A 25,244-nucleotide genomic window follows, 5' to 3' on the forward strand; every position below is an offset into this window, starting at 1 on the left:
AAGGCAGGGTGGGGAAACGGTATTCCGACCCGCCTCGAAGGCGCATTGTTTAACTGTTCAGTCAGTGCGGCCAGCGCACGTGATCGTCATTGATGCGAAACTCGTGGGCGTGCGTCCACACAACGCCCGCGGCGTCACAATGCTCGTGCTCGACCACTTCCGGGTCGTGCGTGGGCCAGAACCTCACCGCGACCACCGCACCGATCGCGGTGATCACTCCGAGCACGACGAAGGCCGTCGTGATGCCCGCGGTCGTGGCCACCCACCCCGCGAGCGGGTAGCAGAGCAGCCAGCAGGCGTGCGACAGCGCGAAGTCCGCGGCGAACAACGCGGGCCTGTCGTCCGGGTCGGCGGAGCGGCGCAGCAGCCGGGCGCCGGGCGTCAGGGCGAGCGAGCACCCGGCACCGATCAACGCCCACAGCACCAGCAGCGTCGGCCAGTGCCCGGCGACGAACGTCCCGGCGAACAGCACCGCCACGAGCGTGACCGCCGCGCGCAGCACCACGACACGATCGGCGAACCGGTGGAGCAGGCCCGGCAGCACCAGCGCGGCTCCCAACGATCCCAAGCCGTTGGCGGCCAACGCGATGGCGACGTCAGACGAGTCGTGGCCGAGCCCGTCCCGCACGTGCGCCACGGTGTTCACGAACACCATCGACCCCGCCGCGGCGGCCGCGAGGTGCACGGCGAGCAGCCCGCGCAGCCGCGGGGTGGCCAGGTAGATGCGGACGCCCCGGGTCGTGGCGTCGTACCAGTCTTCCCTGCGCGGCAACGGTTTCGGGTGCGGCAGGACGACCGACAGCACGAGAAGCGCGGAGGCCGCGAAGCCGAGCGCGGTGCCGAGGAACAGCTGATGAAAACTCACGACGGCAAGCGCCGCGGCGGCGAGCGCGGGACTGAGGAGGCTTTCCAGGTCGTAGGCCATGCGCGACAAAGTGATCGCTCGGGTGTAGTCGCGTTCGTCGGGCAGCACGTCCGGAACGGTCGCCTGGAACAACGGTGTGAACGCGGCGGACGCGGCCTGCAGCAGGAAGATCAGGACGTAGACCTGCCACACCTCGCTGACCCACGGCAGCACCGCCGCCACCGCCACCCGCACGAGGTCCAGCGCCACCAGCACCGCACGGCGGGGCAACGCGCCGAGCACCGCCGTGGCGATCGGCGCCACCGTCACGTAAGCGATCATCTTGATCGCCAGCGCGGTGCCGAGCACCGCGCCCGCCTCCGCTCCGGCCAGGTCGTACGCCAGCAGACCGAGCGCGACGGTGGCGAGTCCCGTTCCCGTCAGCGCGACGACCTGGGCGCCGAACAGATTCCGGTAGGCCGGATCGCGCAGAACGGAAATCACGGCGGAACTATAGGCACACGAATAGGTTTGCGTCGACGGTGCAACAGCAGATCACTGGCAACAGCCACATTCTCACAATAGTCCGCTGTAGGGTTTTGCCGTGACTCCCTACGACTCCGTCGCACCCCTCTACGCCGAGATGTTCAGCAATGTGCTCGACACCCGCCCGCTCGAACGCGGGATGCTCGCCGCGTTCGCGGAACTCACCGACGGCCCGGTCGCGGACCTCGGCTGCGGCCCCGGGCACCTCACCGCGCACCTGCGCTCACTCGGGCTGGACGTCTTCGGTCTCGACCTCTCCCCCGCGATGATCGCCTTGGCCCGCGAGGCCCATCCGGACCTCAGGTTCGAGCAGGGCTCGATGACCGCGCTGGACCTCGAAAACGGGTCATTGGGAGGAATTCTGGCGTTCTACTCGACCATCCACATGGCGCCGGCCGAGGTTCCCGCCGTGCTCGCCGAGTTCTCCCGGGTCCTGGCACCTGGCGGCCACCTGCTGCTCGGGTTCTACGCCGGGGACGGTCCCGAGCCCCAGGAGTTCGACCACAAGGTGACGCCCGCCTACCGCTGGTCGCCCTCCCGCCTGATGGATCTGTTGCGTCAGGCCGGTTTCGCCGAGGTCGGCCGGTTGGTCCGCGAGCCGGTGGAAGGCGAGCGCTTCCTGCAGGCGCAACTGCTGGTGCGCAAGGACTAGCGGAACACCACCGTCCCGTTGCCGTTGAGCAGCACGCGGTGCTCGCAGTGCCAGCGGACGGCACGGGACAGGGCGAGGGCCTCCGCGTCACGACCGGCGGCCGTCAGCGCGCGCGGGTCGAAGGAGTGGTCGACCCGCAGCACCTCCTGCTCGATGATCGGGCCCTCGTCCAGGTCCGGCGTCACGTAGTGGGCCGTCGCGCCCACGTACTTCACACCCCGGTCGTAGGCCTGGTGGTACGGCTTGGCGCCCTTGAATCCCGGCAGGAACGAGTGGTGGATGTTGATCACCCGTCCGGCGAGCTTCGAGCACAGGTCGTTGGACAGCACCTGCATGTACCGCGCCAGCACCACCAGGTCGGCCTGGTACTCCTCGACGAGCTCGACCAGGCGCTGCTCGGCGGCGTGCTTGGTCTCGGCGGTGTTCGGCACGTGCACGAAGTCGAGCCCGGCCGCCTCCGCCATCGGGCGCAGGTCCTCGTGGTTCGAGACCACGGCGGCGATCTCCCCGCCGAGGCTGCCCGCGCGCCAGCGGAAGAGCAGGTCGTTGAGGCAGTGGCCGGCCTTCGACACCATCACGAGGACGCGCGGCTTGCGTTCGTCGTGCAGCTCGAACTCCATCGCGAACTCCGTCGCCACGGTGGCGAACTCGCGTGCCAGGTCATCCACTCCGGCGTCGGCGCACGAGAACGCGGTGCGCAGGAACAGCTTCCCGCGCACGTCGTCGTCGAACTGCTGGTGCTGCACGATGTCGCAGCCGTGGTCGACGAGGAACGACGTCACGGCGTGGACGATGCCCGCGCGCTCCGGGCAGCTGAGGGTCAGGGTGAACTGGGGCATCACGGCACCGCCAGGTACTCGACGCACGCGTCGGTCAGCCAGGCCGCGAAGTACTCGGCGAACGACGAGCGCACCAGGATCGTGACGGTGTCGTCGCCGGTCACCTGCAGGACGATCCCGGTCCTGGCGAGGAGTGTTTGCACGCAAGTGCCGACGGGAGCCGCAGACGGGTGCAGGTCCACGGAACATCCGTGAGCCAGCACTTCTCTGCTCCGCGGCCCTTGAAGAACCACGGTCGTGCGTTGAGCCGAAGTGTCCACGACGGACCCTCTGGCAGTCCCGAGCGAGCCACGCAACACCTCCTCGATCGTGACCTGCAGGCCGGGCGAGGCCGTGACCAGGAACTCGTCCGGTCCGAGCCAGAGCACCTCGACGTCCCCGAATCGTCCGGTGCCGGAGGTGAAAGTGCAAGCAGCAGAAGGGAAACCGATACCGAGCGTGGCTCCCGTGGCCGCGATGGCGTCCGGGTCGGACACGCGCACCGTGAGCTGCGAACGGAACGGCACCTCGGCGGCGCCCAGCACCGGGGCGAGCGCCGCCAGCCGGTCCGTCCAGGCGTGCAGGGGACTAACCGTCACGACGGGCTCCTTCCTTGTCGTACAGCACGGATTCGGTGACGGTGACCGGCACCAGCGAGTCCTCGACGGGCACGTAGAGCGTCTCGCCGATGCGTTCGTGGCCCGAGCGCACCAACGCCAGCGCGAACGTCCGCCCCAGGGCGGCGCTCGGGTAGCTCGACGTGACGTGGCCGAGCATCCGGACCGGCGGTTCGGGCAGCCGGTCGGTCTCCACGATCTGCGACCCCTCCGGCAGCAGCACTCCCGGATCGGCGGGCAGCAGGCCCACGAGCTGCTTGCGGTCCGTGCGGTTGTTCTCGGCACGGGCGAACGAGCGCTTGCCGATGAAGTCCGGCTTCTTCTTCGACACCGCCCACGACATGCCCAGGTCCTGCGGCGTGACGGTCGCGTCGGTCTCCTGCCCGATGATCGGGTAGCCCTTCTCCGCGCGGAGCACGTGCATGGTCTCCGTGCCGTACGGCGTGATCCCGTACGGCTCCCCCGCCGCCATCAGCGCCTCCCACACCGCGACGCCGTGCCAGGCGGTCACGTTGATCTCGTAGGCGAGTTCGCCGGAGAAGCTGATGCGGCACACCCGAGCCGGGACGCCGGCGACCTCCGTGTCGTGCCACGTCATGAACTCGAACGCCTCGTTGGACACGTCGAGGCCGGGCGCCACCGCGGCGAGCACGTCACGGGACCTGGGGCCCACCAGCGGGATCGTGGCCCAGTGCTCGGTGACCGACGTGCAGTGCACGTCGAGGTGCGGCCACTCCGTCTGCAGCCACTCCTCCATCCAGTCGAGGATCTTCGCCGCGTTGCCGGTGGTCGTGGTGACGAGGTAGCGCTCCTCGCCGACCCGGATCACCGTGCCGTCGTCGATCACCATGCCGTCGACGCCGCACATCACGCCGTAGCGGATCCGGCCGACCTTCAGCGTGCTCATCATGTTCGTGTAGAGCATGTCGAGGAACTTGCCCGCGTCCCGGCCCTGCACGTCGATCTTGCCGAGCGTCGAGCCGTCCATCATGCCGACGCTCTCGCGCGTGGCCCTGCACTCTCGCAACACAGCCGTGTGCAGGTCCTCACCGGCCCGCGGGTAGTACCAGGGCCGCTTCCACTGGCCGACGTCCTCGAACAGCGCCCCGTGCGCCACGTGCCACGGGTGGATCGCCGTGACGCGCACCGGGTCGTGCAGGTCGCCGCGGTCGCGGCCGGCCAGCGCGGCGAAGGACACCGAGGTGTAGGGCGGGCGGAACGTCGTGGGCCGCTGTTCGGCCAGTTCCACGCCGAGCGCCTCGGCGACGATGCCCGCCGCGATCATGCCGGACGTCTTGCCCTGGTCGTGCGCGGTGCCGATGGTCGTGTAGCGCTTGACGTGCTCCAGCGACCGCAGGCCCGCCCCGGTCGCCCGCAGCACGTCCGCGACGGTCGAGTCCCTCTGCAGGTCGACGAAGCTCGCGTCGTCGTCGCCCGGCACCCGCCACAGCACCAGGCCGGACCGCGCCGTGCAGCGCGAGTCCGAGGCGGGCAGCGGGACCTGGCCGCCGGAGGTGAACCCGGCGGCCGCGGCGGCCAGGAGACCGGCGTCGCGGCCCTGACATGCGCATGCGGTCAGGTCCAGCTCGCCGGTCGCGGAGCCCGCAACGCGCACGGTGGACAGTTCCCCGCCCGGCACGAAAGCGCCGAGTTCGGCGTCGTAGCGCAGCTTCCCGCGCGCCTGGCTGAAGAGGCTGACGACGGGGTTCCACCCACCCGACACCAACAGCGCGTCGCAGGCGATCCGCGTGTCACCGACGTGCACCGCGCTCACCCGGCCTGAACCCTCGGTGCCGGTCACCACCTGCCCGGCACGCACCTCGATCCCCCGAGCCGCGCACTCCGCCGCGAGCCGGGCGGGGGCCTCCGGGCGTGCGTCGACGACCAAGGCGATGTCCACACCGGACTCCGCGAGGTCGATCGCCGCGCAGTAGGCGCTGTCGTTGGTGGTGAACACGACCGCCCGTGACCCGGGCAGCACGCCGTAGCGGTGCAGGAACGTGCGCGCGGACGAGGCAAGCATGATCCCGGGCCGGTCGTTGTCCGGGAACACCACAGGACGTTCGTGCGCACCCGTGGCGAGCACGGTCTGCCGCGTCCTGATCCGCCACACCCGCTGCCGCGCAACACCGGCCGGAGCCGCGAACCCGAGGTGGTCGGTGCGCTTCTGCAGCGCCAGCACGAACCCGTCCTGGTACATGCCGAACGCCGTGGTGCGCTCCAGCACCAGCACACCGGGCGTGCTCTTCAGCTCCGCGACGACGTCCGCGACCCACTCGGCCGACGGCCGGTCGTCGAGGTACTCGTCCACGCCCAGCAACGCCCCGCCGGCCTGGTTCTGCTCGTCGACCAGCACCACCCGCGCGCCGCTGCGAGCGGCCGTCAGCGCCGCCACCAGGCCGGCGGGCCCCGCGCCGACGACGAGAACGTCGCAGTGCTCGTGCTTCGCGTCGTAGCGCGCCGGGTCCGGCTCGGCCGCCAGCCGCCCCTGCCCGGCCAGCCCGCGCGCCCGCAGCCCGTCGTGGAGCTCGACGGTCGTGGCCAGCAGCATCGGCTCGGAGAACGGCGCCTCGACCTGCACCAGCGACGTCGAGTCCTCGGAACCCGCCGCGACGACGCCGCGCGGACGGCCGAGCTTCACGCTGCTGCCGATCTCGTGCACGCCGTTCGCCAGCAACGCCGACGCGAGCGTGTCGCCGGGGTGACCGGTGTACGCCCGGCCGTCGAAGGTGAAGTGCAGCAGGGTGTTCCGGTCGATCGAGCCACCGGTGCCGGTGCGGAGGTTCATGCGGTCACCTCGGGCATGGGCTCGCCCACGCGGTAGACGGCCAGCAGGTCGTGGGTGCGGGTGTCGCGGACGGCGTTGAACCACCGCCGGCACCCGGCGTTGTGGCTCCAGCGCTCGGCGAACGGCCCGCTCGGGTTGTCGCGGAAGAACACGTACCGCGCCCACTCCTCGTCGGTGAGCGCCGACGGGTCCTCGGGGTACGCGACGTGGGCCTGGCCGCCGTAGTGGAACTCGGCCTCCTCGCGCGGCCCGCACCACGGACACGGGATGAGTTGCATCGTCAGCTCCTAGTGGGCCACGGCGGCGGCGCCGTGCTCGTCGACGAGAGCGCCCGTGGTGAAGCGCTCGAGGGTGAACGGCTCGTTGAACGGGTGCGGCTTGTCGTGGGCGATGGTGTGCGCGAAGCAGTCACCGACACCGGGCGTGGCCTTGAAACCACCGGTGCCCCAGCCGCAGTTCAGGTACAGCCCGCCGACGGGCGTGAGGCCGACGATCGGGGACGCGTCCGGGCTGACGTCGACGATGCCCGCCCACGTCCGCAGCAGGTGCGCCCGTGCGAAGACCGGGAACAGCTCCAGCGCCGCCGACATCTGCTGCTCGATGATGTGGAACGACCCCCTTTGCCCGTACCCGTTGTAGCTGTCGATGCCGGCGCCCATCACCAGTTCTCCCTTGTGCGCCTGGGAGACGTAGACGTGCACGGCGTTCGACATGACTACGGTCGGGTGCACGGGCTCCAAGAGTTCCGACACCAGGGCCTGCAAGGGATGTGAGGCGAGCGGGAGTCGCAGCCCGACCATCTCGGCGAGCACGGAACTGTGCCCGGCCGCGCACAACGCGACCTTGCCTGCGGCGATCCGGCCGCGGGACGTCTCGACGGCGGTGATCCGGCCTCCCGAGGTCTCCATCCCGGTGACCTCGCAGTTCTGGATGAGGTCGACGCCCATGGCGTGCGCGGCCCGCGCGTAGCCCCACGCCACGTAGTCGTGCTTCGCGATACCTGCGCGCGGTTGGTAGGTCGCGCCCAGCACCGGGTAGCGGACGTCCGGCGAGGTGTTGACGATCGGGCAGATCTCCTTGACCCCGGCCGGATCCACCCACTCCGCGTCGATGCCGTTGAGCCGGTTGGCGTTGACCCGCCGCACGCTGTCGCGCACATCTTGCAGGCTGTGCGCCAGGTTCAGCACCCCGCGCTGGTCGAACAGGATCGGGTAGCCGAGGTCCTCCTCCAGGCCCTCCCACAGCTTGAGCGAGTGCTCGTAAATGCCGGAGCTCTCGTCCCACAGGTAGTTCGACCGGATGATCGTGGTGTTGCGGGCCATGTTGCCGCCCGCGAGCCAGCCCTTCTCGAGCACGGCGACGTTCGTGATGCCGTGGACCTTCGCGAGGTAGTACGCGGTCGCGATGCCGTGCCCTCCGCCGCCGACGATCACGACGTCGTAGGAGGACTTCGGTTCCGGGTTGTCCCAGAGGAAGTCCGGGTGCTCGGGCAGATGTGCTCCGGGCGGGCTGGTCATTCCGACGCCTCCAGCGAAATCATCTGGTCGACTCCTGATATATCAGTCTGTGCGTTACAGTAGGTCACATGAACGCACGGGTCAACGACGAGCCCGCCTCCGTCTCACTCACCGAGCAGGCGTACGCGGTCCTGCGAGATCGCCTGGTCATGCTGGAGATCAAGCCCGGTGAGCCCATCAACGAGGAGAGGCTGCGCACCGAGCTCGGCGTCGGGCGCACCCCGATCCGCGAGGCGTTGAAGAGGCTGGAGCAGGAACGGCTCGTCGTCGCCTTCCCGCGCCGCGGCACGTTCGCCACCGACGTGAACATCTCCGACCTCTCCCACATCTCCGAGGTGCGCAGGACGCTGGAGCCACTGGCGGCGGCGGCCGCGGCCGAGCGCGCCACGGAGGCCGACAGGGCCGCCCTGACCGCGCTGCGGTCCCAGCTGGAGACCGCCGCGCGGCCGGGTGACAACACCGGCCTGCTCCGCGACGACGTCGGCGTGCACCGCGCCATCTACCGGTGCGTGCACAACCCGTTCCTCGAGGACACCCTGATCTCCTACGACAACCTGGCCACCCGGATCTGGTGCGTCTTCCTGCCACGACTGTCCGGAATGGCCGGTCACGTCGACGAGCACGTGCCGCTGCTGACCGCGGTCGTCGAGGGCGACGCGAAGAAGGCGGGCGAACTCGCCTCCCAGCACGTCATCGGGTTTGAACAGGCGATTCGGGCGTTGATCTGACCTCTCCGCCGCCCTCGGCCTTGACGGGTGTGGCCTCCACCTGCAGGCGGAAGTCGCCGTCGTACTGCTCCTTGCCGGTCGCCACGGCCTCCTCGACGATCTCCGCGCAGTGCTTCTCCCGCAACACCATCGGATCGCTGCGCAGGTCCTTCGCGAGCGCCACGCACAGCACCACCATGACGAGCGCGAACGGCGCCGCCGCGATGATCGTGAGGTTCTGCAGGCCGGTCAGCGCGGTCGCACCGCCGCCGCCGACGAGCAGCATCACCGCGGCCACACCGCCGGTCGCCACGCCCCAGAACACCACCAGCCGCCGGTGCGGTTCGATGGCGCCGCGCTGCGACAGCGTGCCCATCACCAGCGAGGCCGCGTCGGCGCCGGAGACGAAGAAGATCGCCACCAGGACCATCACGACGACACCGGCGACGGCCGCCAGCGGGAACTGGCCGAGCACGCCGAACAGCTGCGACTCCGGGTTCGCCGCGCCGGCCAGGTCGGTCCCGCCGCGCTGCACCGTGATCGCGGTGCCGCCCATGATCGTGAACCAGATCAGGCTGACCACCGACGGCACGAGGATCACGCCGCTGACGAACTGCTTGATCGTGCGGCCGCGGCTGATCCGCGCGATGAACATCCCGACGAACGGGGTCCACGAGATCCACCAGGCCCAGTAGAAGATCGTCCAGCCGGACAGCCAGGTCTCCATCGCCTCACCGCCGGAGGCGCCGGAACGGGAGACCATCTCGCCCATCTCGCGGAAGTAGTCGCCGATCGCCGCGGGCAGCAGGTTCAGGATCAGGATCGTCGGCCCGACGACGAACACGAACACCGCCAGCACGGTCGCCAGCACCATGTTGATGTTCGACAGCCACTGGATGCCCTTGGCGACACCGGAGACGGCGGACGCCACGAACGCCACCGTCAGCACGGCGATGATGCCGATCAGCACGCCGACACCGGGGTTGTCGGACACGAACCCGCCGGCCTTCAGGCCGCTGCCGATCTGCAACGCGCCGAGGCCCAGCGACGCCGCCGACCCGAACAGGGTCGCGAAGATCGCCAGCACGTCGATCAACCGGCCCAGCGGCTTCTCGGACACCCGGTCACCGAACAGCGGGGCGAACGCGGCGCTGATCAGCTGCTTGCGCCCGCGCCGGAACGTGCCGTAGGCGATGGCCAGGCCGACGACGGCGTAGATCGACCACGGGTGGATCGCCCAGTGGAACAGCGACGTCGCCATCGCGGTCTCGACCGCCGCGTCCGTGCCGCCCTCGACCGTGCCGGGCGGTGGCTTCACGAAGTGCGACAACGGTTCCGCGACGCCGTAGAACATCAACCCGATGCCCATGCCCGCGCTGAACATCATCGCGACCCACGAGATCGTCCGGAACTCCGGCCGCTCGCCGTCGTGCCCGAGCGGGATCCGGCCGTAGCGGCTGAACGCGAGCCACAGCGCGAAGATCACGAACCCGGTCGCCGCGGTCAGGAACGCCCAGCCGGTGTAGCGGATGACCCAGCCGAGCACCGCGGACGAGACGCTGCTCAGGCTGTCCGTGCCGATGATCCCCCACGCGAGGAACGCCGAGGCGATCGCGGCGGAGACGACGAACACGACTTTGTCGGTGTGTGTTCTCGTGGTGGGTAGGAACTTCTGTTCGGGCATGGCCTTCTACCACCTCTTCGTTGACGTGGCTTCCTGGACCCAGCGGTGGAACTCCCCGATGTGGTGCTCGGAGGGGACCAGCACTCCCCCTTGCGCGTACGCCCGCGAAGACATCGCGGGCTGGCACCGTTCACATGCTTCGAAGTCCTGCTCGTTCACGCGGTGGAACAGCTCGACGGACCGCGAGACGTCCTTGCCCGTGGCGACCACGTCCTTGGCGTAGAGCCAGTCGCACTCGACGATCGTGCGGTCGGCGGCCATCGGGAACATCCGGTGGATGATCACGTGGTCCGGCACCAGGTTGATGAACACCTGCGGCCGCACGGTGATCGCGTAGTACCGGCGGTCCTGCTCCGAGTCCACCCCGGACAGGTTCTCGAAGCCCTCGCCGCCGTCGATCGTGAAGCCCTTGATCTCCTCGCCGAACACCGCCCCGTGGCCGACGTAGTACTGCGCCGCGTACCCGTCCGCGAACTCCGGCAGGACCTCCGTGAGCTCCGGGTGGATGGTCGCGCAGTGGTAGCACTCCATGAAGTTCTCGATGATGAGCTTCCAGTTGGCCTTCACGTCGTAGGTGATCCGGCGGCCCAGCTCCAGCTCGCTGACCTGGTAGTTGCCGATCGCGTCGAGGTTGCCCAGCCGCTCGCGGACGTCCTGCTGCACGGTCTGCTCGAACGACGCCGGCTCGTCGGCCAGCGACAGCCACGCGTAGCCGAGCCACTCGCGCAGGTGGACCTTCTTCAGCCCGTACTCGACGCGGTCGACGTCCGGCATCGACGTCAGGTTCGGTGCGGCGACGAGTTTCCCGTCGAGGCCGTAGGTCCAGGCGTGGTACGGGCACTGGAAGTTGCGCTTGACCGTGCCGGTCTCCTCGACGCAGAGCTTCGCGCCGCGGTGCCGGCAGATGTTGAGGAACGCGCGCAGCGAGCCGTCGCGCGACCGGGTCACGAGCACGCTCTCGCGTCCGATCTGGACGGTCCGGAAGTCGCCCGCGTCCGGGAGGTCGGCGCTGCGGACCGCGCAGAACCACATCCGCTCGAAGATGTTCTGCTGCTCGAGCTCGAAGATCGCCGGGTCGACGTAGGCGCTGCCCGGCAGGGTGGGGATGAGGCTTGCCGGCAGTTCGGTCTGGGTCATGAGCGGATCCGCTTCATCTCGGGGTCGAACAGCGGTTCCACCGCCACGACCGCTGGGACGCGTTCACCGAAGTACTCGATCTCGACCTGCGTTCCCGGGGCGGCCGCGGAGGCGGGCAGCCACGCGTAGGCGATGTTCTTGCCGATCGAGTAACCACGGGCCGCACTGGTGACGTACCCGACCGGCACGCCTGCGGCGAACACCGGTTCCGACCCCATGACGACCTGGTGGTCGTCGTCGATGACCAGGCAGGTGAGCCTGCGGGCGGCCGTCTCCTCCGACCTGCCCTCCAGCGCCTTGCGGCCGTGGAAGTAGCCCTTGTTCATCCGGACGGCGAAGCCCAGCCCCGCCTCGTACGGGTCGTGCTCGGTGGTGACGTCCGCGCCCCACGAGCGGTAGCCCTTCTCCAGCCGCATGCTGGTGAACGCGCTGCGGCCGGCGGCGATGACGCCGTGCTGCTGCCCGGCCTCCCAGAGCGTGTCCCACAACCTCCGGCCCATGTCCGCGGTCGTGTAGAGCTCCCAGCCGAGTTCACCGACGTACGACAGCCGCATCGCGGTGACCGGCACCTCGCCGATGAACGCCCGCTGGGCCTTGAAGTAGCCCATGGCCTCGTGCGAGAAGTCCGTCTTCGTCAACGGCTGCAACAGGTTCCGCGCTTCCGGTCCCCACAGGCCGATGCAGCAGGTGCCCGGCGTGATGTCGGTGATGTGCACGCCACCGTTGGGTGGCGTGCGGCGGCGCAGCCAGTCGAGGTCGAGCGGCCCGTTGGCCCCGACCTGGAACCGGTCCTCGCCGAGCCGGGCGATCGTCAGGTCGCTGCGCACTCCCCCGTCCTCGTTGAGCAGCAACGTGTAGACGACCGCGCCCGGCTTGCGGTCGAGCTGGTTGGTGGTCATGGTCTGCAGGAACGTCAACGCCTCCGGGCCGCTGACCTCCAGGCGCTTCAACGCGGTCATGTCGAACATCGCGACCCGCTTGCGCGCCACGAGCGCCTCGGCGCCGGCGATCGGCGACCAGAACCGCGACGCCCACTCGTTGCGTTCCGGGATCTCGGCGACCTCGGGCAGCGAGGCGTTGGCCTCGTACCAGTGCGGCCGCTCCCAGCCCGACGCCTCCAGGAACACCGCGCCGAGTTCCTTCTGCCGCTCGTAGAACGGGCTGGTGCGCAACGGCCGCGGGTTCTCGGCGGGCTGCAGGGGGTGCAGGACGTCGTAGACCTCGACGAACGCCCGGCAGCTGCGCTCGTGCACGTAACCGGGCGCGCGCTGGACGTCCTCGAACCGGTTGAGGTCGCAGCCGTGCAGGTCGATGCCGGGCTGACCGTCGACGAGCCACTCCGCCATCGCCTTGGCGACACCGGCGGAGTGCGTAATCCACACGGCCTCCGCCACCCAGAACCCCTGCAGGCCTGGGTGTTCGCCGAGCAGCGGGTTGCCGTCCGGGGTGAAGGAGAACAGGCCGTTGATCCCCTCCTCGACCTTCGAGTCGGCGAGCACCGGCAGCAGGTCGACGGCCGCGTCCCAGGAGGTCTCGAAGTCCTCCGGGGTGAACGCGACCTCGGAGGGCATGGTCGGCGCCACGTCGAAGTCGAGGATGTCGTCCGCCGAGATGGGCATGGGCCGGTGCCCGTACGCGCCGATGCCGACGCGGTCGACGTGCTCGCGGAAATACAAGTCCGCGTCCTGGTGGCGCAGCAACGGCTTCGACATCTCCGACAGCTCGGTGTTGACGCCCTTCAGGGCCGCCAGAGGTGCCGTCTTCGCGTACTGGTGCGCCATCGGGACGAGCGGGATGTCGAGGTCGACCATCCTGCCGATCCGCGGCCCCCACATGCCGACGCACGACACCACAATGTCGGCCGGGAAGGTGTCGTGCTCGGTGATGACGGCCTTCACCCGGCGCCCGGTGCGTTCGATTCCGGTGACCTTGTGGTGGGACAGGAACTTCGCGCCGCGTTCCATCGCCCGGCGGGCCTGGGCCTCGGCCGCCCTGAGGGGTTTCGCGATGCCGTCGCTCGGGATGTGGAAGCCGCCGAGGACCTTGGACGGGTCGAGCAACGGGTGCAGTCGCGCGCATTCCTCCGGGTCGCGCAGGAAGCTCTCAACGCCCCACGCGGTGGCCCAGCCGTGCCGGCGCTTGATGTCGGTCCAGCGTTCCGGGGTGGTGGCGACCTCCAGCCCGCCGAGCTGCTGGAAGCACCACTTGTCGTCCATCGTCAGCGCCGTGTACTTCTCGACGGTGTACTTCGCGAACGACGTCATCGTCTTGCAGCCGGTGGTCTGGAAGACGAGGCCCGGCGCGTGCGAGCTCGACCCGCCGGTGGCGAACAGCGGTCCCTGTTCGAGCACGGTGACGTTGGTCCACCCGCGCGCGGTCAGTTCGTCGGCCAGCGCGCACCCGACGATGCCCGCGCCGATCAGCACGACTCTCGGCTGGGTCACAGGACCACCACCGAGCGCAGGACGCGGCCGTGGTGCATGTCGTCGAACGCCTTCTCGACGTCCTCCAGCCCGATCGTCTCGGTCACGAACGCTCCCAGGTCGAGGCGGCCCTGCAGGTACAGGTCGATCAGCACCGGGAAGTCGCGGCTGGGCAGGCAGTCGCCGTACCAGGACGACTTCACCGCGCCGCCGCGGGAGAACACGTCGATCAGCGGCAGTTCCAGTTCCATGTCCGGTGTCGGCACGCCGACGAGCACGGCTGTGCCGGCGAGGTCACGGGCGTAGAACGCCTGCTGGAAGGTCTCCGGGCGGCCGACCGCGTCGATCACGACGTCAGCGCCGTTGCCCCCGGTCAGCTCGCGGATCGTCTCAACAACGTCCTGCTCGCGCGCGTTGACCGTGTGGGTGGCGCCGAACCGCCGGGCCCACTCGAGCTTCGCCGGGTCGAGGTCGACGGCGATGATCGTGTGCGCCCCGGCCAGCCGGGCACCCGCGATGGCCGCGTCACCGACACCGCCGCACCCGAGCACGGCCACGCTGTCGCCGCGGGTCACGCCGCCGGTGTTGATCGCGGCGCCGATACCCGCCATCACACCGCAGCCGAGCAGCCCCGCGACCTCCGCAGGTGCCTCCGGGTTCACCTTCGTGCACTGTCCGGAGTGGACCAACGTCTTCTCCGCGAACGCGCCGATGCCCAGCGCGGGCGACAACGGCGTCCCGTCCTGCAACGTCATCGGCTGCGACGCGTTGTGCGTGTTGAAGCAGTACTGCGGCCGGCCGCGCAGGCACGCGCGGCACGAACCGCACACCGCACGCCAGTTCAGGACCACGAAGTCACCGGGTTCCAGGTCGGTGACACCGTCACCGACTGCCTCCACGACGCCCGCCGCCTCGTGCCCGAGCAGGAACGGGAACTCGTCGTTGATCCCGCCCTCCCGGTAGTGCAGGTCCGTGTGGCACACACCGCACGCCTGCACCTTCACCACCGCCTCGCCCGGACCGGGGTCCGGCACGAGGATCGTCTCGACGGACACCTTGGCGCCGCGCCCCGCCGCCACGACACCGTTCACCGCTTGTGCCACTGGAGTCGCTCCTGTCAGAGATGGGGGTAGAGGGGGTGCTTCGCGGCCAGGCGCGCGACGCGAGCGGACAGGTCGTCCTCGTCGAAGGACGGCTTGAGAGCGGCGGCGATGACGTCCGCGACCTCCGCGAAGTCGCCGGCGGTGAAGCCGCGGGTCGCGAGCGCGGGCGTGCCGATCCGCAGGCCGGAGGTGACCATGGGCGGCCGCGGGTCGAAAGGGACGGCGTTGCGGTTGACCGTGATGCCGACGCGGTGCAACCGGTCCTCCGCCTGCTTGCCGTCCAAAGAGGACTCGACGAGGTCCACCAGCACGAGGTGCACGTCGGTGCCGCCGGACACGACCTTCACGCCGGCTTCGGCGCAGTCGGGCCGGGCGAGGCGTCCGGCCAGGATCGCCGCCCCTTCGAGCACGCGCTGCTGGCGTTCGCGGAACTCCGCTCCCGCCGCGATCTTGAACGCGACCGCCTTGGCCGCGACGACGTGCTGCAGCGGCCCGCCCTGCTGGCCGGGGAACACCGCGGAGTCGACCTTCTTGGCCAGTTCCCGGGTCGAGAGGATCACGCCACCGCGCGGACCGCCGAGGGTCTTGTGGGTGGTGGTCGTGACGAGGTCGGCGAACGGCACGGGGCTCGGGTGCAGGCCCGCCGCGACGAGCCCGGCGAAGTGCGCCATGTCCACCATGAGCCTGGCGTCCACGAGATCCGCGATGCGGCGGAACTCGGCGAAGTCGAGCTGCCGGGAGTGGGCCGACCAGCCTGCGATGATCAGCTTCGGCCGCGACTCGACCGCCAGCCGTTCGACCTCGGCCATGTCGACCCGGCCGGACTCGCGGTCCACGTGGTAGGCCACGACGTCGTAGAGGCGGCCGGAGAAGTTGATCCGCATGCCGTGCGTCAGGTGACCGCCGTGCGCGAGGTCGAGGCCCATGATCGTGTCACCCGGCTGGAGCACCGCCGCCATCGCCGCGGCGTTGGCCTGCGCGCCCGAGTGCGGCTGGACGTTCGCGTGCTCGGCGCCGAACAACGCCTTCACGCGCTCGATCGCGAGCGCCTCGATGACGTCGACGTGCTCGCACCCGCCGTAGTAGCGGCGGCCCGGATAGCCCTCGGCGTACTTGTTGGTCAGCACCGACCCCTGCGCCTGCAGCACGCTGACCGGCGCGAAGTTCTCGGAGGCGATCATCTCGAGCGTCGACTGCTGGCGGTGCAGCTCGGCGCGGATCTCGGCGGCGACCTCGGGATCGAGCTCGTCGAGGTCCTGGTCCAGGACGGTGGTGGTGGGAACGGAGAGTGACAACGGGCCAACCCTTCCGAGCGAGTTCCGTAATACGCAACCAAGTTCGCATTATGCAACTGCAGCGCGCATCACGGTGAGACTCGTCGGAGCCGTTGTCAAGGCCTTGTCGCACGGACGGAGGCATCCGAAACGGCGACGAACCCCCGGCGGTGGCCGGGGGCTCGTCGTTCGTGAACACCTTTCACAGCACGGGATGCCCCATGCGGACGGAGAGGTCGCGCGACGCCACGCGCAGCTCCTCGACGATTTCGGGCATGCGCTTCTGCGAGAGCCGGTAGGCCGGACCGGCGGCGCTGATCGCCGCCACGACGTCGCCCTGGGAGCCGAACACCGGCACCGCGACGGCGTGCAGACCGGCTTCGAGCTCCTCCATGCAGGTGGCGAACCCGTCCTCGGCCGTGCGCCGCAGAGCGCCGCGCAGCTTCGCGGGATCGGTGATCGTGCGCGGGGCGCAGGACTCCAGTTCGCCCGCCAGCAGCCGTTCCTGCTCGTCGGCCGGCGCGGCGGCGAGCAGCACCTTGCCGCTCGACGTGGCGTGCAACGGCGTGCGCTGCCCGACCCAGTTCTGCGCGGCGACCGCGGAACTCCCCCGCGCCTGGCTGACGTTGAGCGCGACGTCGCCGTCGAGGACCGCGATGTTGACGGTCTCGCCGAGCCGGTCGGCGAGATCCGAGCACACGGGACCGCCGACCCGGACGTAGTCGAGCTGCCCGGTCACCGCGCCCGCGAACCGGAGCATGCCGATGCCGATGCGGAAGGGGCCGCGTTCGCCGTCCTGCTCCACGAGCTCACGGGCCTGGAGCGTGTACACGAGTCTGGACGCGGAGGACTTGTGCACGCCGAGCTCGGCGGCGATCTCGGTGATCCCCGCTTCCCCGTTGCGGGCCAGCATTTCCAGCACCGCGACCGCACGAACGACCGATTGCACCAGCGACGTGTCGCGAGCATCCCCGTTGTTGCTCATGACGCAACAGTATCCGACTACCGCAACCCGCTCGGGTTCTTGACGACCTCCATGATCCTGAGCCATTCTGCTGTTGCGTATCGCACACCCTGTTCCGTAATACGCAACGGAGGGTTTCTGATGATCACCGCATGCGCCGTGGACGACCTGCCGGTGGGCGAGTCCGTAGTCGTGTCCGGCGAGGTGGCGATCGCCGTCTTCAACGCGGACGGCGAGTTCTACGCGATCGACGACACCTGCACCCACCAGGACGCCTCGCTGTCCGAGGGCTGGCTGGAGGGGTGCTTCGTGGAGTGCCCGCTGCACGCGGCGAGCTTCGACCTCCGCACCGGGATCCCGAACTGCCTGCCGGCCAAGAAGGCGGTGCGCACGTACCCGGTCGTGGTGCAGGACGGGATGATCTACGTGGACACGGGCCGCCACGAGGCCGTGGCATGAGAACGGTCGCGGTCGTCGGCGCGTCGCTCGCCGGGCTGCGTTCCGTGCAGGAGCTCCGGTCACAGGGCTTCGACGGGCGGATCGTCGTGATCGGCGAGGAGCCGCACGCGCCCTACGACCGGCCGCCGCTGTCCAAGGCGTTCCTGTCGGGCGCTCTGCCCGCCGCCGACCTCGCGCTCTCCGACGACGACTTCGGCGCCGAGTGGCGGCTGGGTGTCCGCGCGTCCCGGCTCGACCCGTCGTCCGGCTCGGTCTTCCTCTCCACGGGCGAGGTCGTGCGCGCGGACGGCGTCGTGATCGCGACCGGCGGCCGGCCCCGCACGTTGCCGGGGACCGCCTCGTTGCGGGGTGTCCACGCACTCCGCACGCTCGACGACGCCGTCGCACTGCGGGCGGAACTGCTGCCCGGCGCCCGCGTCGTGGTCGTCGGCGCGGGCTGGATCGGCGCCGAGGTCGCCTCCACGTGCCGCTCGCTCGGCCTGGACGTGACGGTCGTCGAGGCCGCCGCGATCCCGATGGAACGCGCGCTCGGCCCCGTCCTCGGCTCGCTCTGCGCCGACCTGCACGCCGACCACGGCGTCGACCTGCGCCTGGGCGTCGGCGTGGAGTCGTTCGCGCACAACGGGTCGCGGGTCACCGGCGTCGTCCTGCACGACGGCACGCACCTGCCCGCCGACGTCGTGGTGGCCGGGATCGGCGTGGAACCCGCCGTCGACTGGCTCGCCGGTTCCGGTCTCGCGCTGGACAACGGCGTGCTGTGCGACCACGGCTGCGTCACCTCCCTCCCGTCCGTCGTGGCCGTCGGCGACGTGGCGCGGTACCGGTCCTCCCGCGGTCACGTTCGCCACGAGCACTGGACGAACGCGTCCGAACAGCCCGTCGTGGCCGTCCGCAACCTCCTGGCCGGCACGACGGCCGAGACCTTCCGCCCGTCCGGTTACGTGTGGTCCGACCAGTACGGCGTCCGCCTGCAACTCGCGGGCGAGACCGGCGGCGCGGACGAGGTGGCGGTGATCGACGGCTCGCCGGACGACCGCAGGTTCATCGCCGAGTTCCGCCGCGCCGGCAGGCCGATCGGCCTGCTCGCCATGAACAACGCCAAGCTCTTCGGCCGTCTGCGCCGCCGGCTCACCGCCGTCCCGTGAGGCGCGACTGAAGCCATTCGAGCACCAGATCGATGTCTGCCTCCGACGTGCGGTGGTTGGTGACGCAGGCACGGATGCCGCGCCTGCCCGCCACCACAACGGGTCCGAGCAGCGCGACGTTCTCCGCGGCCAGCCTCTCGAGCAACGCCGTGTGGTCGTCGTCGGAGGCACCGTCCACCGCGAAGCACACCGCGGTCAGCGTCACCGGAGCCAGCAGGGTGAGCCCCGGAGTGGCTTCGATCCCCTCGCCCAGCCGCCGCGCCAGCCCGAGCGTGCGGACGTTCGCCTCGCGGAACGCCGACACACCGAACGCCTGCAACGCACTCCACACCTTGAAAGCCTTGAAGTTGCGGGAGAGCTGCGGCCCGTAGTCCATGTAGTCGGTCATCAACGGGTCCTCGGCGACCGTCAGGTACGAGGAGTCGAACGCATGCGCGTCTCGCAGCTTCGCACCGTCGCGCACGAGCAGGCACCCTGCCTCCAGCGATGCGTACAGCAGCTTGTGCGGGTCGAGCGTGATCGAGTCGGCCCGCGCACAACCGCCCATCAGCCCACGCATCTCCTCCGACAGCAGGAAAAGCGCGCCGTACGCACCGTCGACGTGCAACCACAGGTCCTCCGCGGCGCACAGATCCGCGATGTCGTCCAACGGATCCACCGAACCGGTCGACACCGTGCCGCACGTGGCGACCACGCACCACGGCCGCAACCCGTCGGCACGATCCTCCTCGATCGCCGCCCGCAGCGCGCCGACATCCATGCGGTGCACCGAATCCGTCGCGATGTGGCGCACGTTGTCCAGGCCGATGCCGAGGATCGCGGCGGCCTTGTCCACGCTGCGGTGCGCCTCGACGGAGGTGTAGACGACGAGCGGTGCTGACGCGCGTTGCAACCCGTTGGCGTGGAAGTCCGGCACGCGGTCGTTCAACGCCGTGGCCAGCGCCTGCAGCGTCGCGAGCGACCCGCCACCGGTCAGGATTCCTTTGGCTTGGGCGGGAAAACCCACGACCGAGGCCAGCCACTCCAGCACCGAGCGCTCGACCACGCTCGCCGCGGGTGACAGCTGCCAGAAGTTGCAGTTCTGGTTCAGCGCGGCCGCCACCGCCTCGGCGTACGGAGCGATGCCGTTCGGTGGGCCGAGGACGTACGCGAGGAACCTCGGGTGCGCCACCGCCGTCGAGTTGGGCAGGATCGTGTCCTCCCACCGGTCGAACAGCGCGTCCACGCCGACGCCCCGTTCCGGCATCGGCGCGGCGAGCAACGACGCCAGCACGTCCCGATCGGGCTCCGGCAGGATCTCGGCCTTGGGCAGGCCGCGCTCGTAGGAGTCGAGCAGCGCCAGCAGCCTCGCGCCGGCCCTGTCCCGTTCGTCGCCGGTCAGCAGAAGTTCGTTCACGCCAAGCAGATTAGGCTTCTCAGGCTGGCACGCGATTGCCACTTCGACCTCATGCGGGCTTCGTCGTGGCACAATCTGCCAGTGGACCGCATCGACCGCGCAATCATCCGCCACCTCCAGGAGGACGGGCGGCTCACCAACACCGAACTGGCCGACAAGGTGGGCCTGACGCCGTCGCCGTGCCTGCGCCGGGTGCGGGCGCTGGAGGAGGCCGGGGTGATCACCGGGTACCACGCGGCGGTCGACCCCGGCGCACTCGGCCGCGGCTTCCGCGTCCTCGTGCACATCGACCTCAACGCGCAGGACCTCGCCACCATCGAGGCGTTCGAGGAGAAGATCGCGGAGATCGACGCGGTCGAGTCGTGCGTGCGGATGTTCGGGCAGCCCGACTACCACCTGTGGATCGCGGTCGCCGACCTCGCCGCGTACGAGCAGCTCTACATGTCGGCGCTGACGCGGTTGCCGGGTGTGGCGCGCACGAACTCGCAGTTCCCGATGAAGACCGTGCTACCCCGGTAGCACCCAGATCGGCGCCTCGGAGGGCTCACCCGGCGCTCAGGCCAGGTCCTCGGCCTGCAACTCGGCCCGCGACGACACCCCGAGCTTGCGCAGCACCCGCGCCGCGTGCTGCTCGACCGTCCGGGGCGACAGGAACAGCACGTCCGCGATCTTGCGGTTGGTGTGCCCCGCGACCAGCAGCCGGGCGACCTCCTGCTCACGAGGCGAGAGCTCGTCGCCGTACCCGCGCCGCCCCCGCCGCGACGGTTTGCCGCCGCCGATGCTGCGCAGCTGGTGGCGGCACCGGGCCGCGTCGCGGGTGGCGCCCAGGCCGTCGAACGTGTCGACCAGTGCCGACAGGACCTCGGCCGCCTTCTCGTGGTCGGACGGCACCAGGCAGGCCGCCTCGCGTTCGGCGACCAGCGCGGTGAGGTAGGGCGCGGGCAGCGCCGAGTAGCGGTCGGCCGCCTCGCGGAAGAGCGGCACGGCGGCGTCGAGACGGCCGCGTGCCTCCAGGAGGAGGGCCCGGCACCAGGCCAGGGCGGCGAACGCCATCGGGGCGTCCCTGCCCTCGATGCCCGCCGCGATCTCGTCGATCAGCGACTCGGCGTCGGTCTCGCGGCCGGCCGCGAGGAAGGTGGCCACCGCGACGGGGCCCAGTTCGGTCGCCCACACCCACACGCCCTTGCCCCGCACGATCGCGAGGCCGCGGTCCACGTCCACGCAGGCGCGGGTGACCTCGTCCTGGGCCAGCATCGTGCGGGCCAGGGCCGCACAGCCCGCGATGGCGACCGGGGTGATGGACTCCTCCGGGGCGAACGCGCCGGTCTCGGTGAGGTAGCTGGTCGCCTCCGCCCACTCGCCCCGCGCGGTCGCGAGGGAGCCCAGGATCAGGCACAGCTCGCTGGCCAGCGGGAACAGGTCGCGGTACTCGTCGAGCAGGCCGAGCGCCCGCTCGGCGAGGCCCTCCCAGTCGCCTCTGAGCCAGTCGAGGCGGGCCCTTGTCGCGTGCGCGGTGCTGGCGACGAACGGGGCGCCGCACTCGGAGGCGTACCGCAGGCCGTTGCGCAGCAGGTCGGCGCAGAGGTCGAGGTGGCCGGTCGTGGTGAGCGCGTCGGCGAGGTTGCAGTGGGCGCGGGCGACCTGGCGCAGTTCGCCCGGGGTGGAGGCGGGCAGGAAGTCGAGCTCCGCCAGCACGGCCGGGTCGCCGGTGTGCATGCGCGAGCCGATCTCGTTGGCGTACAACGACATCTTGAGTTCGGGGTCGTCGGAGACGGCACGGGCGCGTGCCACGCGGTCGAGCCACGGCTGGACCTCGCTCATCGGGGTCGTGCCGAGGTACGACAGGCCCAGCACTGCCTCACCCCGTGCGGCGAGGCCGGGGCGCTCGGTCAGGTCGGCGACGGCTCGTTCGAGCTCGGAGCGGGCCTCCTCGATGCCGCCCGCCTGACGGATCAGCAGCACACCCCGGTAGTGGCGGACCTGGCCGCGTGCCGCGGTGGACAGGCGCCGGTCCGACAGCAGGCGTTCGAGCGCCTCGGTCGGGTCGAGCTGGTCCAGGCCCTGGTGGGCGATCTGGCCGAGCTTGATCGCGAGCCTGTCGACGTCGGCGGCGGGCACGGCCGGGTCGAGCAGCAGCCGTTGCAGCAGGGCCGTGGCGGTGCCGGCGTCGCCGTTGTCGACGGCCCTGTCCGCGGCGGCCTCGCCGTAGCGCAGCCACGCGGACGTGCGCCCGGCGCGTTCGCTGTGCTCGGCGAGCTGGACCAGCGGACGGGGTTCGACCAGGTCGAGCACCTCGACGGCGCGGTGGTGCAGTGCTTGGCGGTCCGGTCCGCTCAACGTGTCGTAGACGGCCTGCTGGGCCAGTGCGTGCCGGAAGCCGTACCGCCGTGCGTCGACCTCGTGCAGAACGTGGCCCGTCAGCGCGTGCGTCAGCGCTTCCCGGCTTCCGCTGATCTCGGCCACCTCGCCGAGCAGTTCGGCGGACGCGGGCGCGCCCAGCACGGCGGCGGCCTGGACCAGCCTGGTGGCCTCGGCGGGCAGCGCGGCCAGGCGTTCGGCGATGGCGTCGCGCAGCAGCACCGGCACGTCGACGTTGTCGAGCAGCCGGCGGGCCGTGGCGCCGTCCGCGTGCACGGCGCCCGCGGGATTGCGCAACGCCCGCAGGGTCTCCTCGACCACGAACGGGATGCCGGCCGTGCGCTCGTGCAGCTTGGCCGCGAACTCCGCCGACACGGGCTCGCCGTCGAGGATCGCGGACGTCAGCGCCCGCACCTCGGCCACGTCGAGCGGTTCGAGCTCGAGCAACGCACTGGTGATCCCCGTGGGAGGCCGGTACGCCGAGCCCAGGGGAACACCGCCGGGCACGTCCTCGCGCCGGTAGGTGACGACGATGGAGAGGTTCGCGGGCGGATCGCCCATCAGGAACCGCAGCAGCTGCCGCGAGCCGTCGTCGGCCCAGTGCAGGTCCTCGACGACCAGCAGCACCGGTCCGAGCACGCCGAGCAGTTCGCGCAGGGCCCGGAACAGCCGGTGCCGTTCGGCTCGCGGGTCGCCGGTCGGCGCGGGCGGCTGCGGCAGGTAGGCGGCGAGTTCCGGCAGCAGCGCACCGAGCACACCGGACACCGGGCTCAACCGCGAGTGGTTGCGCGCCAGGCGATCCGTGCAGTCGCGCAGCGCCTCCAGCACCGCGCCGTACGGGAACGGCTCCCCCACCGGCTGGCAGTGGCCCATGAGGACGGAGATCGGGCCCAGGTCGGCGTCCAGCAACTCCCGCACGAGACGGGACTTACCGACGCCCGCCTCGCCCTCGATCATGACGACCGCGGGCTGGCTCGGCACGGCGGCCCGCAGCGCGCCGAGCTGGTCACCTCGCCCCACCAGCACCGGCGAGCTGGTGCGCATCAGTCCGCCGGGGTCGCAGCGTCGCGCCCTGGACTTCGGTGTCCGGCTCATCCGCACCGATGTTAGGTGAAAGACGCGTATCCCTACGTAGAGATATCCGGATTGTTCGTCGTTCCGGGTCGCCCGATGGTGATCGGCACGTGGTCGCCCACCCCTGCCGAGGCGGCCGGAGAACGGAGAACCAGAGATGCGACTTGATCGCACGACACGCGTGCTCGCGGCGACCGGGCTCGGCCTGGCCGTCGTGGCGGCGGTGAGCAGCCCTGTCCACGCCCAAGCGGGGGCGATCCAGAAGACCGCCCAGCCCGTCGCGGGCAGCTACATCGTCGTGTTCAAGGACGGTGCCAGCGACGCTCCCACCACCAACGCGAAGGCGCTCGACCTGGCCCGCAAGCACGGCGGCAAGGTCAGCAACACCTACGTGGCGTCGGTGCGCGGGTTCGCGGTGAAGCTGGACGAGGCGGCGGCGAAGCGCCTGGCGGCCGACCCGTCGGTGGCCTACGTGCAGCAGGACGGCTGGGCGCGGATGTCCGACACCCAGACGAACCCGACGTGGGGCCTCGATCGGATCGACCAGGCGAACCTGCCCGTCGACGCGAAGTACACCTACCCGAACACCGCGCCGACCGTGACCGCGTACATCCTCGACACCGGGATCTACAAGGCGCACAGCGAGTTCGAGGGCCGCGCCAAGGACGGCTACGACTTCATCGACAACGACCCGGACGCCTCCGACTGCCAGGGCCACGGCACGCACGTCGCCGGCACCGTGGGATCGAAGACGTACGGCGTGGCGAAGAAGGTCAACCTGGTCGGCGTGCGCGTGCTCGACTGCTCGGGCAACGGGCAGTACTCGCAGATCATCAAGGGCATCGACTGGGTCGCGCAGAACGCGAAGAAGCCGGCCGTGGCGAACATGAGCCTCGGCGGCGGTGCGGACTCCACTGTGGACAACGCGGTGAAGCGCGCGATCGCGGCGGGCGTCACGTTCGGCCTGGCGGCGGGCAACAACAACGGCGACGCCTGCCAGACCTCCCCCGCCCGCGTGCCGGAGGCCATCACCGTGGCCGCCAGCGACTCGGCGGACAAGCGGTCGATCTACACCGGCGGTCAGGCGTCGAACTGGGGCTCCTGCGTCGACCTCTTCGGGCCCGGCTCGAACATCACCTCCACCAAGAACGGCGGCGGCACCACCTCCATGGGCGGCACCTCGATGGCCACCCCGCACGTCGTCGGCGCCGCCGCGCTGTACGTGTCCGCGAACCCGTCCGCAACCCCTGCCCAGGTTCGCGACGCGCTGGTGAACAACGCCACGACCGGCAAGATCACCGATCTGCGGGGCTCGCCGAACAAGCTGCTCAACATCAGCTTCATCGGCGGCGGTGGCCCGGACCCCGAGCCGTGCGCCGCGGCCACCAACGGTGACGACGTGTCCATTCCGGACACCAACACCGCCGTGTCCTCCTCCGTCAGCGTGACCGGCTGCACCGGCAAGGCTTCGACCGCCACCAAGGTCAAGGTGGACATCAACCACCCCTACACCGCCGACCTCGCGATCGACCTCGTCGGTCCGTCCGGCGCGACCTACAGCCTCAAGAAGGCCAAGGGCGCGACCTCGTCCGCCGGTGTGCACGAGACCTTCACGGTCGACGCCTCCGCGGAGAACCGCAACGGCACGTGGAAGTTGCAGGTGACCGACGTCTGGACCTACGACGCCGGGAACATCGACACCTGGACCCTGACGTTCTGACGAGCACCGGAAGGATTC

The 25,244-nt window shown here is 70.4% G+C and carries 20 protein-coding genes; 6 read left to right on the forward strand and 14 right to left on the reverse strand.

The window, feature by feature from the left end:
• Positions 1-61 precede the first annotated feature (61 nt).
• The gene (locus tag IE307_RS07470) at positions 62-1,348 is read right to left on the reverse strand and encodes an MFS transporter (RefSeq protein WP_191296998.1); all 1,287 of its coding nucleotides are present in this window, start codon (positions 1,346-1,348) and stop codon (positions 62-64) included.
• A 139-nt stretch (positions 1,349-1,487) separates the two neighbouring features.
• Between IE307_RS07470 and IE307_RS07475 the strand changes: the two genes are divergently transcribed.
• Positions 1,488-2,042, forward strand: coding sequence for a class I SAM-dependent DNA methyltransferase (locus IE307_RS07475; protein ID WP_191297581.1), 555 nt, complete (start codon positions 1,488-1,490; stop codon positions 2,040-2,042).
• Here the strand turns inward: IE307_RS07475 and purU are convergent.
• The 5 genes from purU to IE307_RS07500 are packed head-to-tail and all read right to left on the reverse strand — an operon-like array spanning position 2,039 to position 7,782.
• Positions 2,039-2,881, reverse strand: a complete 843-nt coding sequence (purU, locus tag IE307_RS07480) for a formyltetrahydrofolate deformylase (protein ID WP_191297001.1) — start codon at positions 2,879-2,881, stop codon at positions 2,039-2,041. The genes IE307_RS07475 and purU overlap by 4 nt on opposite strands.
• Positions 2,881-3,459: a sarcosine oxidase subunit gamma gene (locus IE307_RS07485; RefSeq protein WP_191297002.1), complete on the reverse strand. Its 579-nt coding sequence runs from the start codon at positions 3,457-3,459 to the stop codon at positions 2,881-2,883. Before IE307_RS07485 ends, purU begins: the two co-directional genes overlap by 1 nt.
• Positions 3,449-6,265: a 2Fe-2S iron-sulfur cluster-binding protein gene (locus IE307_RS07490; protein WP_191297004.1), complete on the reverse strand. Its 2,817-nt coding sequence runs from the start codon at positions 6,263-6,265 to the stop codon at positions 3,449-3,451. Before IE307_RS07490 ends, IE307_RS07485 begins: the two co-directional genes overlap by 11 nt.
• On the reverse strand, positions 6,262-6,543 hold the full coding sequence (locus tag IE307_RS07495; RefSeq protein WP_191297005.1) for a sarcosine oxidase subunit delta: 282 nt from the start codon (positions 6,541-6,543) through the stop codon (positions 6,262-6,264). Before IE307_RS07495 ends, IE307_RS07490 begins: the two co-directional genes overlap by 4 nt.
• A gap of 9 nt (positions 6,544-6,552) precedes the next feature.
• The gene (locus IE307_RS07500; protein WP_191297008.1) at positions 6,553-7,782 is read right to left on the reverse strand and encodes a sarcosine oxidase subunit beta family protein; all 1,230 of its coding nucleotides are present in this window, start codon (positions 7,780-7,782) and stop codon (positions 6,553-6,555) included.
• A gap of 68 nt (positions 7,783-7,850) precedes the next feature.
• Between IE307_RS07500 and IE307_RS07505 the strand changes: the two genes are divergently transcribed.
• A complete protein-coding gene (locus IE307_RS07505; RefSeq protein WP_191297010.1) occupies positions 7,851-8,510 on the forward strand; it encodes a GntR family transcriptional regulator in 660 nt (219 codons plus the stop codon).
• Here the strand turns inward: IE307_RS07505 and IE307_RS07510 are convergent.
• From IE307_RS07510 to IE307_RS07535, 6 genes are all read right to left on the reverse strand, one after another.
• A complete protein-coding gene (locus tag IE307_RS07510; RefSeq protein WP_191297012.1) occupies positions 8,473-10,173 on the reverse strand; it encodes a BCCT family transporter in 1,701 nt (566 codons plus the stop codon). The genes IE307_RS07505 and IE307_RS07510 overlap by 38 nt on opposite strands.
• Before the next feature lie 6 nt (positions 10,174-10,179).
• Positions 10,180-11,310, reverse strand: coding sequence for an aromatic ring-hydroxylating oxygenase subunit alpha (locus tag IE307_RS07515; protein WP_191297014.1), 1,131 nt, complete (start codon positions 11,308-11,310; stop codon positions 10,180-10,182).
• A complete protein-coding gene (locus IE307_RS07520; RefSeq protein ID WP_229904497.1) occupies positions 11,307-13,754 on the reverse strand; it encodes a GcvT family protein in 2,448 nt (815 codons plus the stop codon). The genes IE307_RS07515 and IE307_RS07520 overlap by 4 nt, the downstream gene beginning before the upstream one ends.
• Positions 13,751-14,836, reverse strand: coding sequence for an S-(hydroxymethyl)mycothiol dehydrogenase (locus tag IE307_RS07525; RefSeq protein ID WP_191297016.1), 1,086 nt, complete (start codon positions 14,834-14,836; stop codon positions 13,751-13,753). Before IE307_RS07525 ends, IE307_RS07520 begins: the two co-directional genes overlap by 4 nt.
• Before the next feature lie 14 nt (positions 14,837-14,850).
• Entirely contained in the window at positions 14,851-16,131 is a 1,281-nt protein-coding gene (gene glyA, locus IE307_RS07530; RefSeq protein WP_308436339.1) for a serine hydroxymethyltransferase, read from the reverse strand.
• A gap of 181 nt (positions 16,132-16,312) precedes the next feature.
• On the reverse strand, positions 16,313-17,095 hold the full coding sequence (locus tag IE307_RS07535) for an IclR family transcriptional regulator (protein ID WP_191297018.1): 783 nt from the start codon (positions 17,093-17,095) through the stop codon (positions 16,313-16,315).
• A 120-nt stretch (positions 17,096-17,215) separates the two neighbouring features.
• Here IE307_RS07535 and IE307_RS07540 point away from each other — a divergent pair, with 120 nt between their 5' ends.
• Both IE307_RS07540 and IE307_RS07545 read left to right on the forward strand, forming a co-directional pair.
• Positions 17,216-17,533 carry a bifunctional 3-phenylpropionate/cinnamic acid dioxygenase ferredoxin subunit gene (locus IE307_RS07540; RefSeq protein ID WP_191297020.1) on the forward strand — a complete coding sequence of 106 codons (318 nt, stop codon included), beginning with the start codon at positions 17,216-17,218 and terminating at the stop codon, positions 17,531-17,533.
• A complete protein-coding gene (locus IE307_RS07545; protein WP_191297022.1) occupies positions 17,530-18,678 on the forward strand; it encodes an NAD(P)/FAD-dependent oxidoreductase in 1,149 nt (382 codons plus the stop codon). The genes IE307_RS07540 and IE307_RS07545 overlap by 4 nt, the downstream gene beginning before the upstream one ends.
• Here IE307_RS07545 and IE307_RS07550 read toward each other — a convergent pair.
• Positions 18,662-20,074, reverse strand: coding sequence for a pyridoxal phosphate-dependent decarboxylase family protein (locus IE307_RS07550; protein WP_191297024.1), 1,413 nt, complete (start codon positions 20,072-20,074; stop codon positions 18,662-18,664). The two genes, IE307_RS07545 and IE307_RS07550, sit on opposite strands and share 17 nt — an antisense overlap.
• An 81-nt stretch (positions 20,075-20,155) precedes the next feature.
• On the opposite strand from IE307_RS07550, the gene IE307_RS07555 reads away from it, so the two are divergent.
• The gene (locus IE307_RS07555; RefSeq protein WP_191297025.1) at positions 20,156-20,593 is read left to right on the forward strand and encodes an Lrp/AsnC family transcriptional regulator; all 438 of its coding nucleotides are present in this window, start codon (positions 20,156-20,158) and stop codon (positions 20,591-20,593) included.
• A 36-nt stretch (positions 20,594-20,629) separates the two neighbouring features.
• Here IE307_RS07555 and IE307_RS07560 read toward each other — a convergent pair whose 3' ends face one another.
• Complete coding sequence (locus IE307_RS07560) at positions 20,630-23,527, reverse strand: ATP-binding protein (protein WP_229904498.1); 2,898 nt, start codon at positions 23,525-23,527, stop codon at positions 20,630-20,632.
• A gap of 136 nt (positions 23,528-23,663) precedes the next feature.
• Here IE307_RS07560 and IE307_RS07565 point away from each other — a divergent pair, with 136 nt between their 5' ends.
• Positions 23,664-25,226 carry a S8 family peptidase gene (locus IE307_RS07565; protein ID WP_191297026.1) on the forward strand — a complete coding sequence of 521 codons (1,563 nt, stop codon included), beginning with the start codon at positions 23,664-23,666 and terminating at the stop codon, positions 25,224-25,226.
• Positions 25,227-25,244: the final 18 nt, after the last annotated feature.

It is taken from the genome of Lentzea cavernae, assembly GCF_014653695.1.
Lineage (GTDB): Bacteria > Actinomycetota > Actinomycetes > Mycobacteriales > Pseudonocardiaceae > Lentzea > Lentzea cavernae.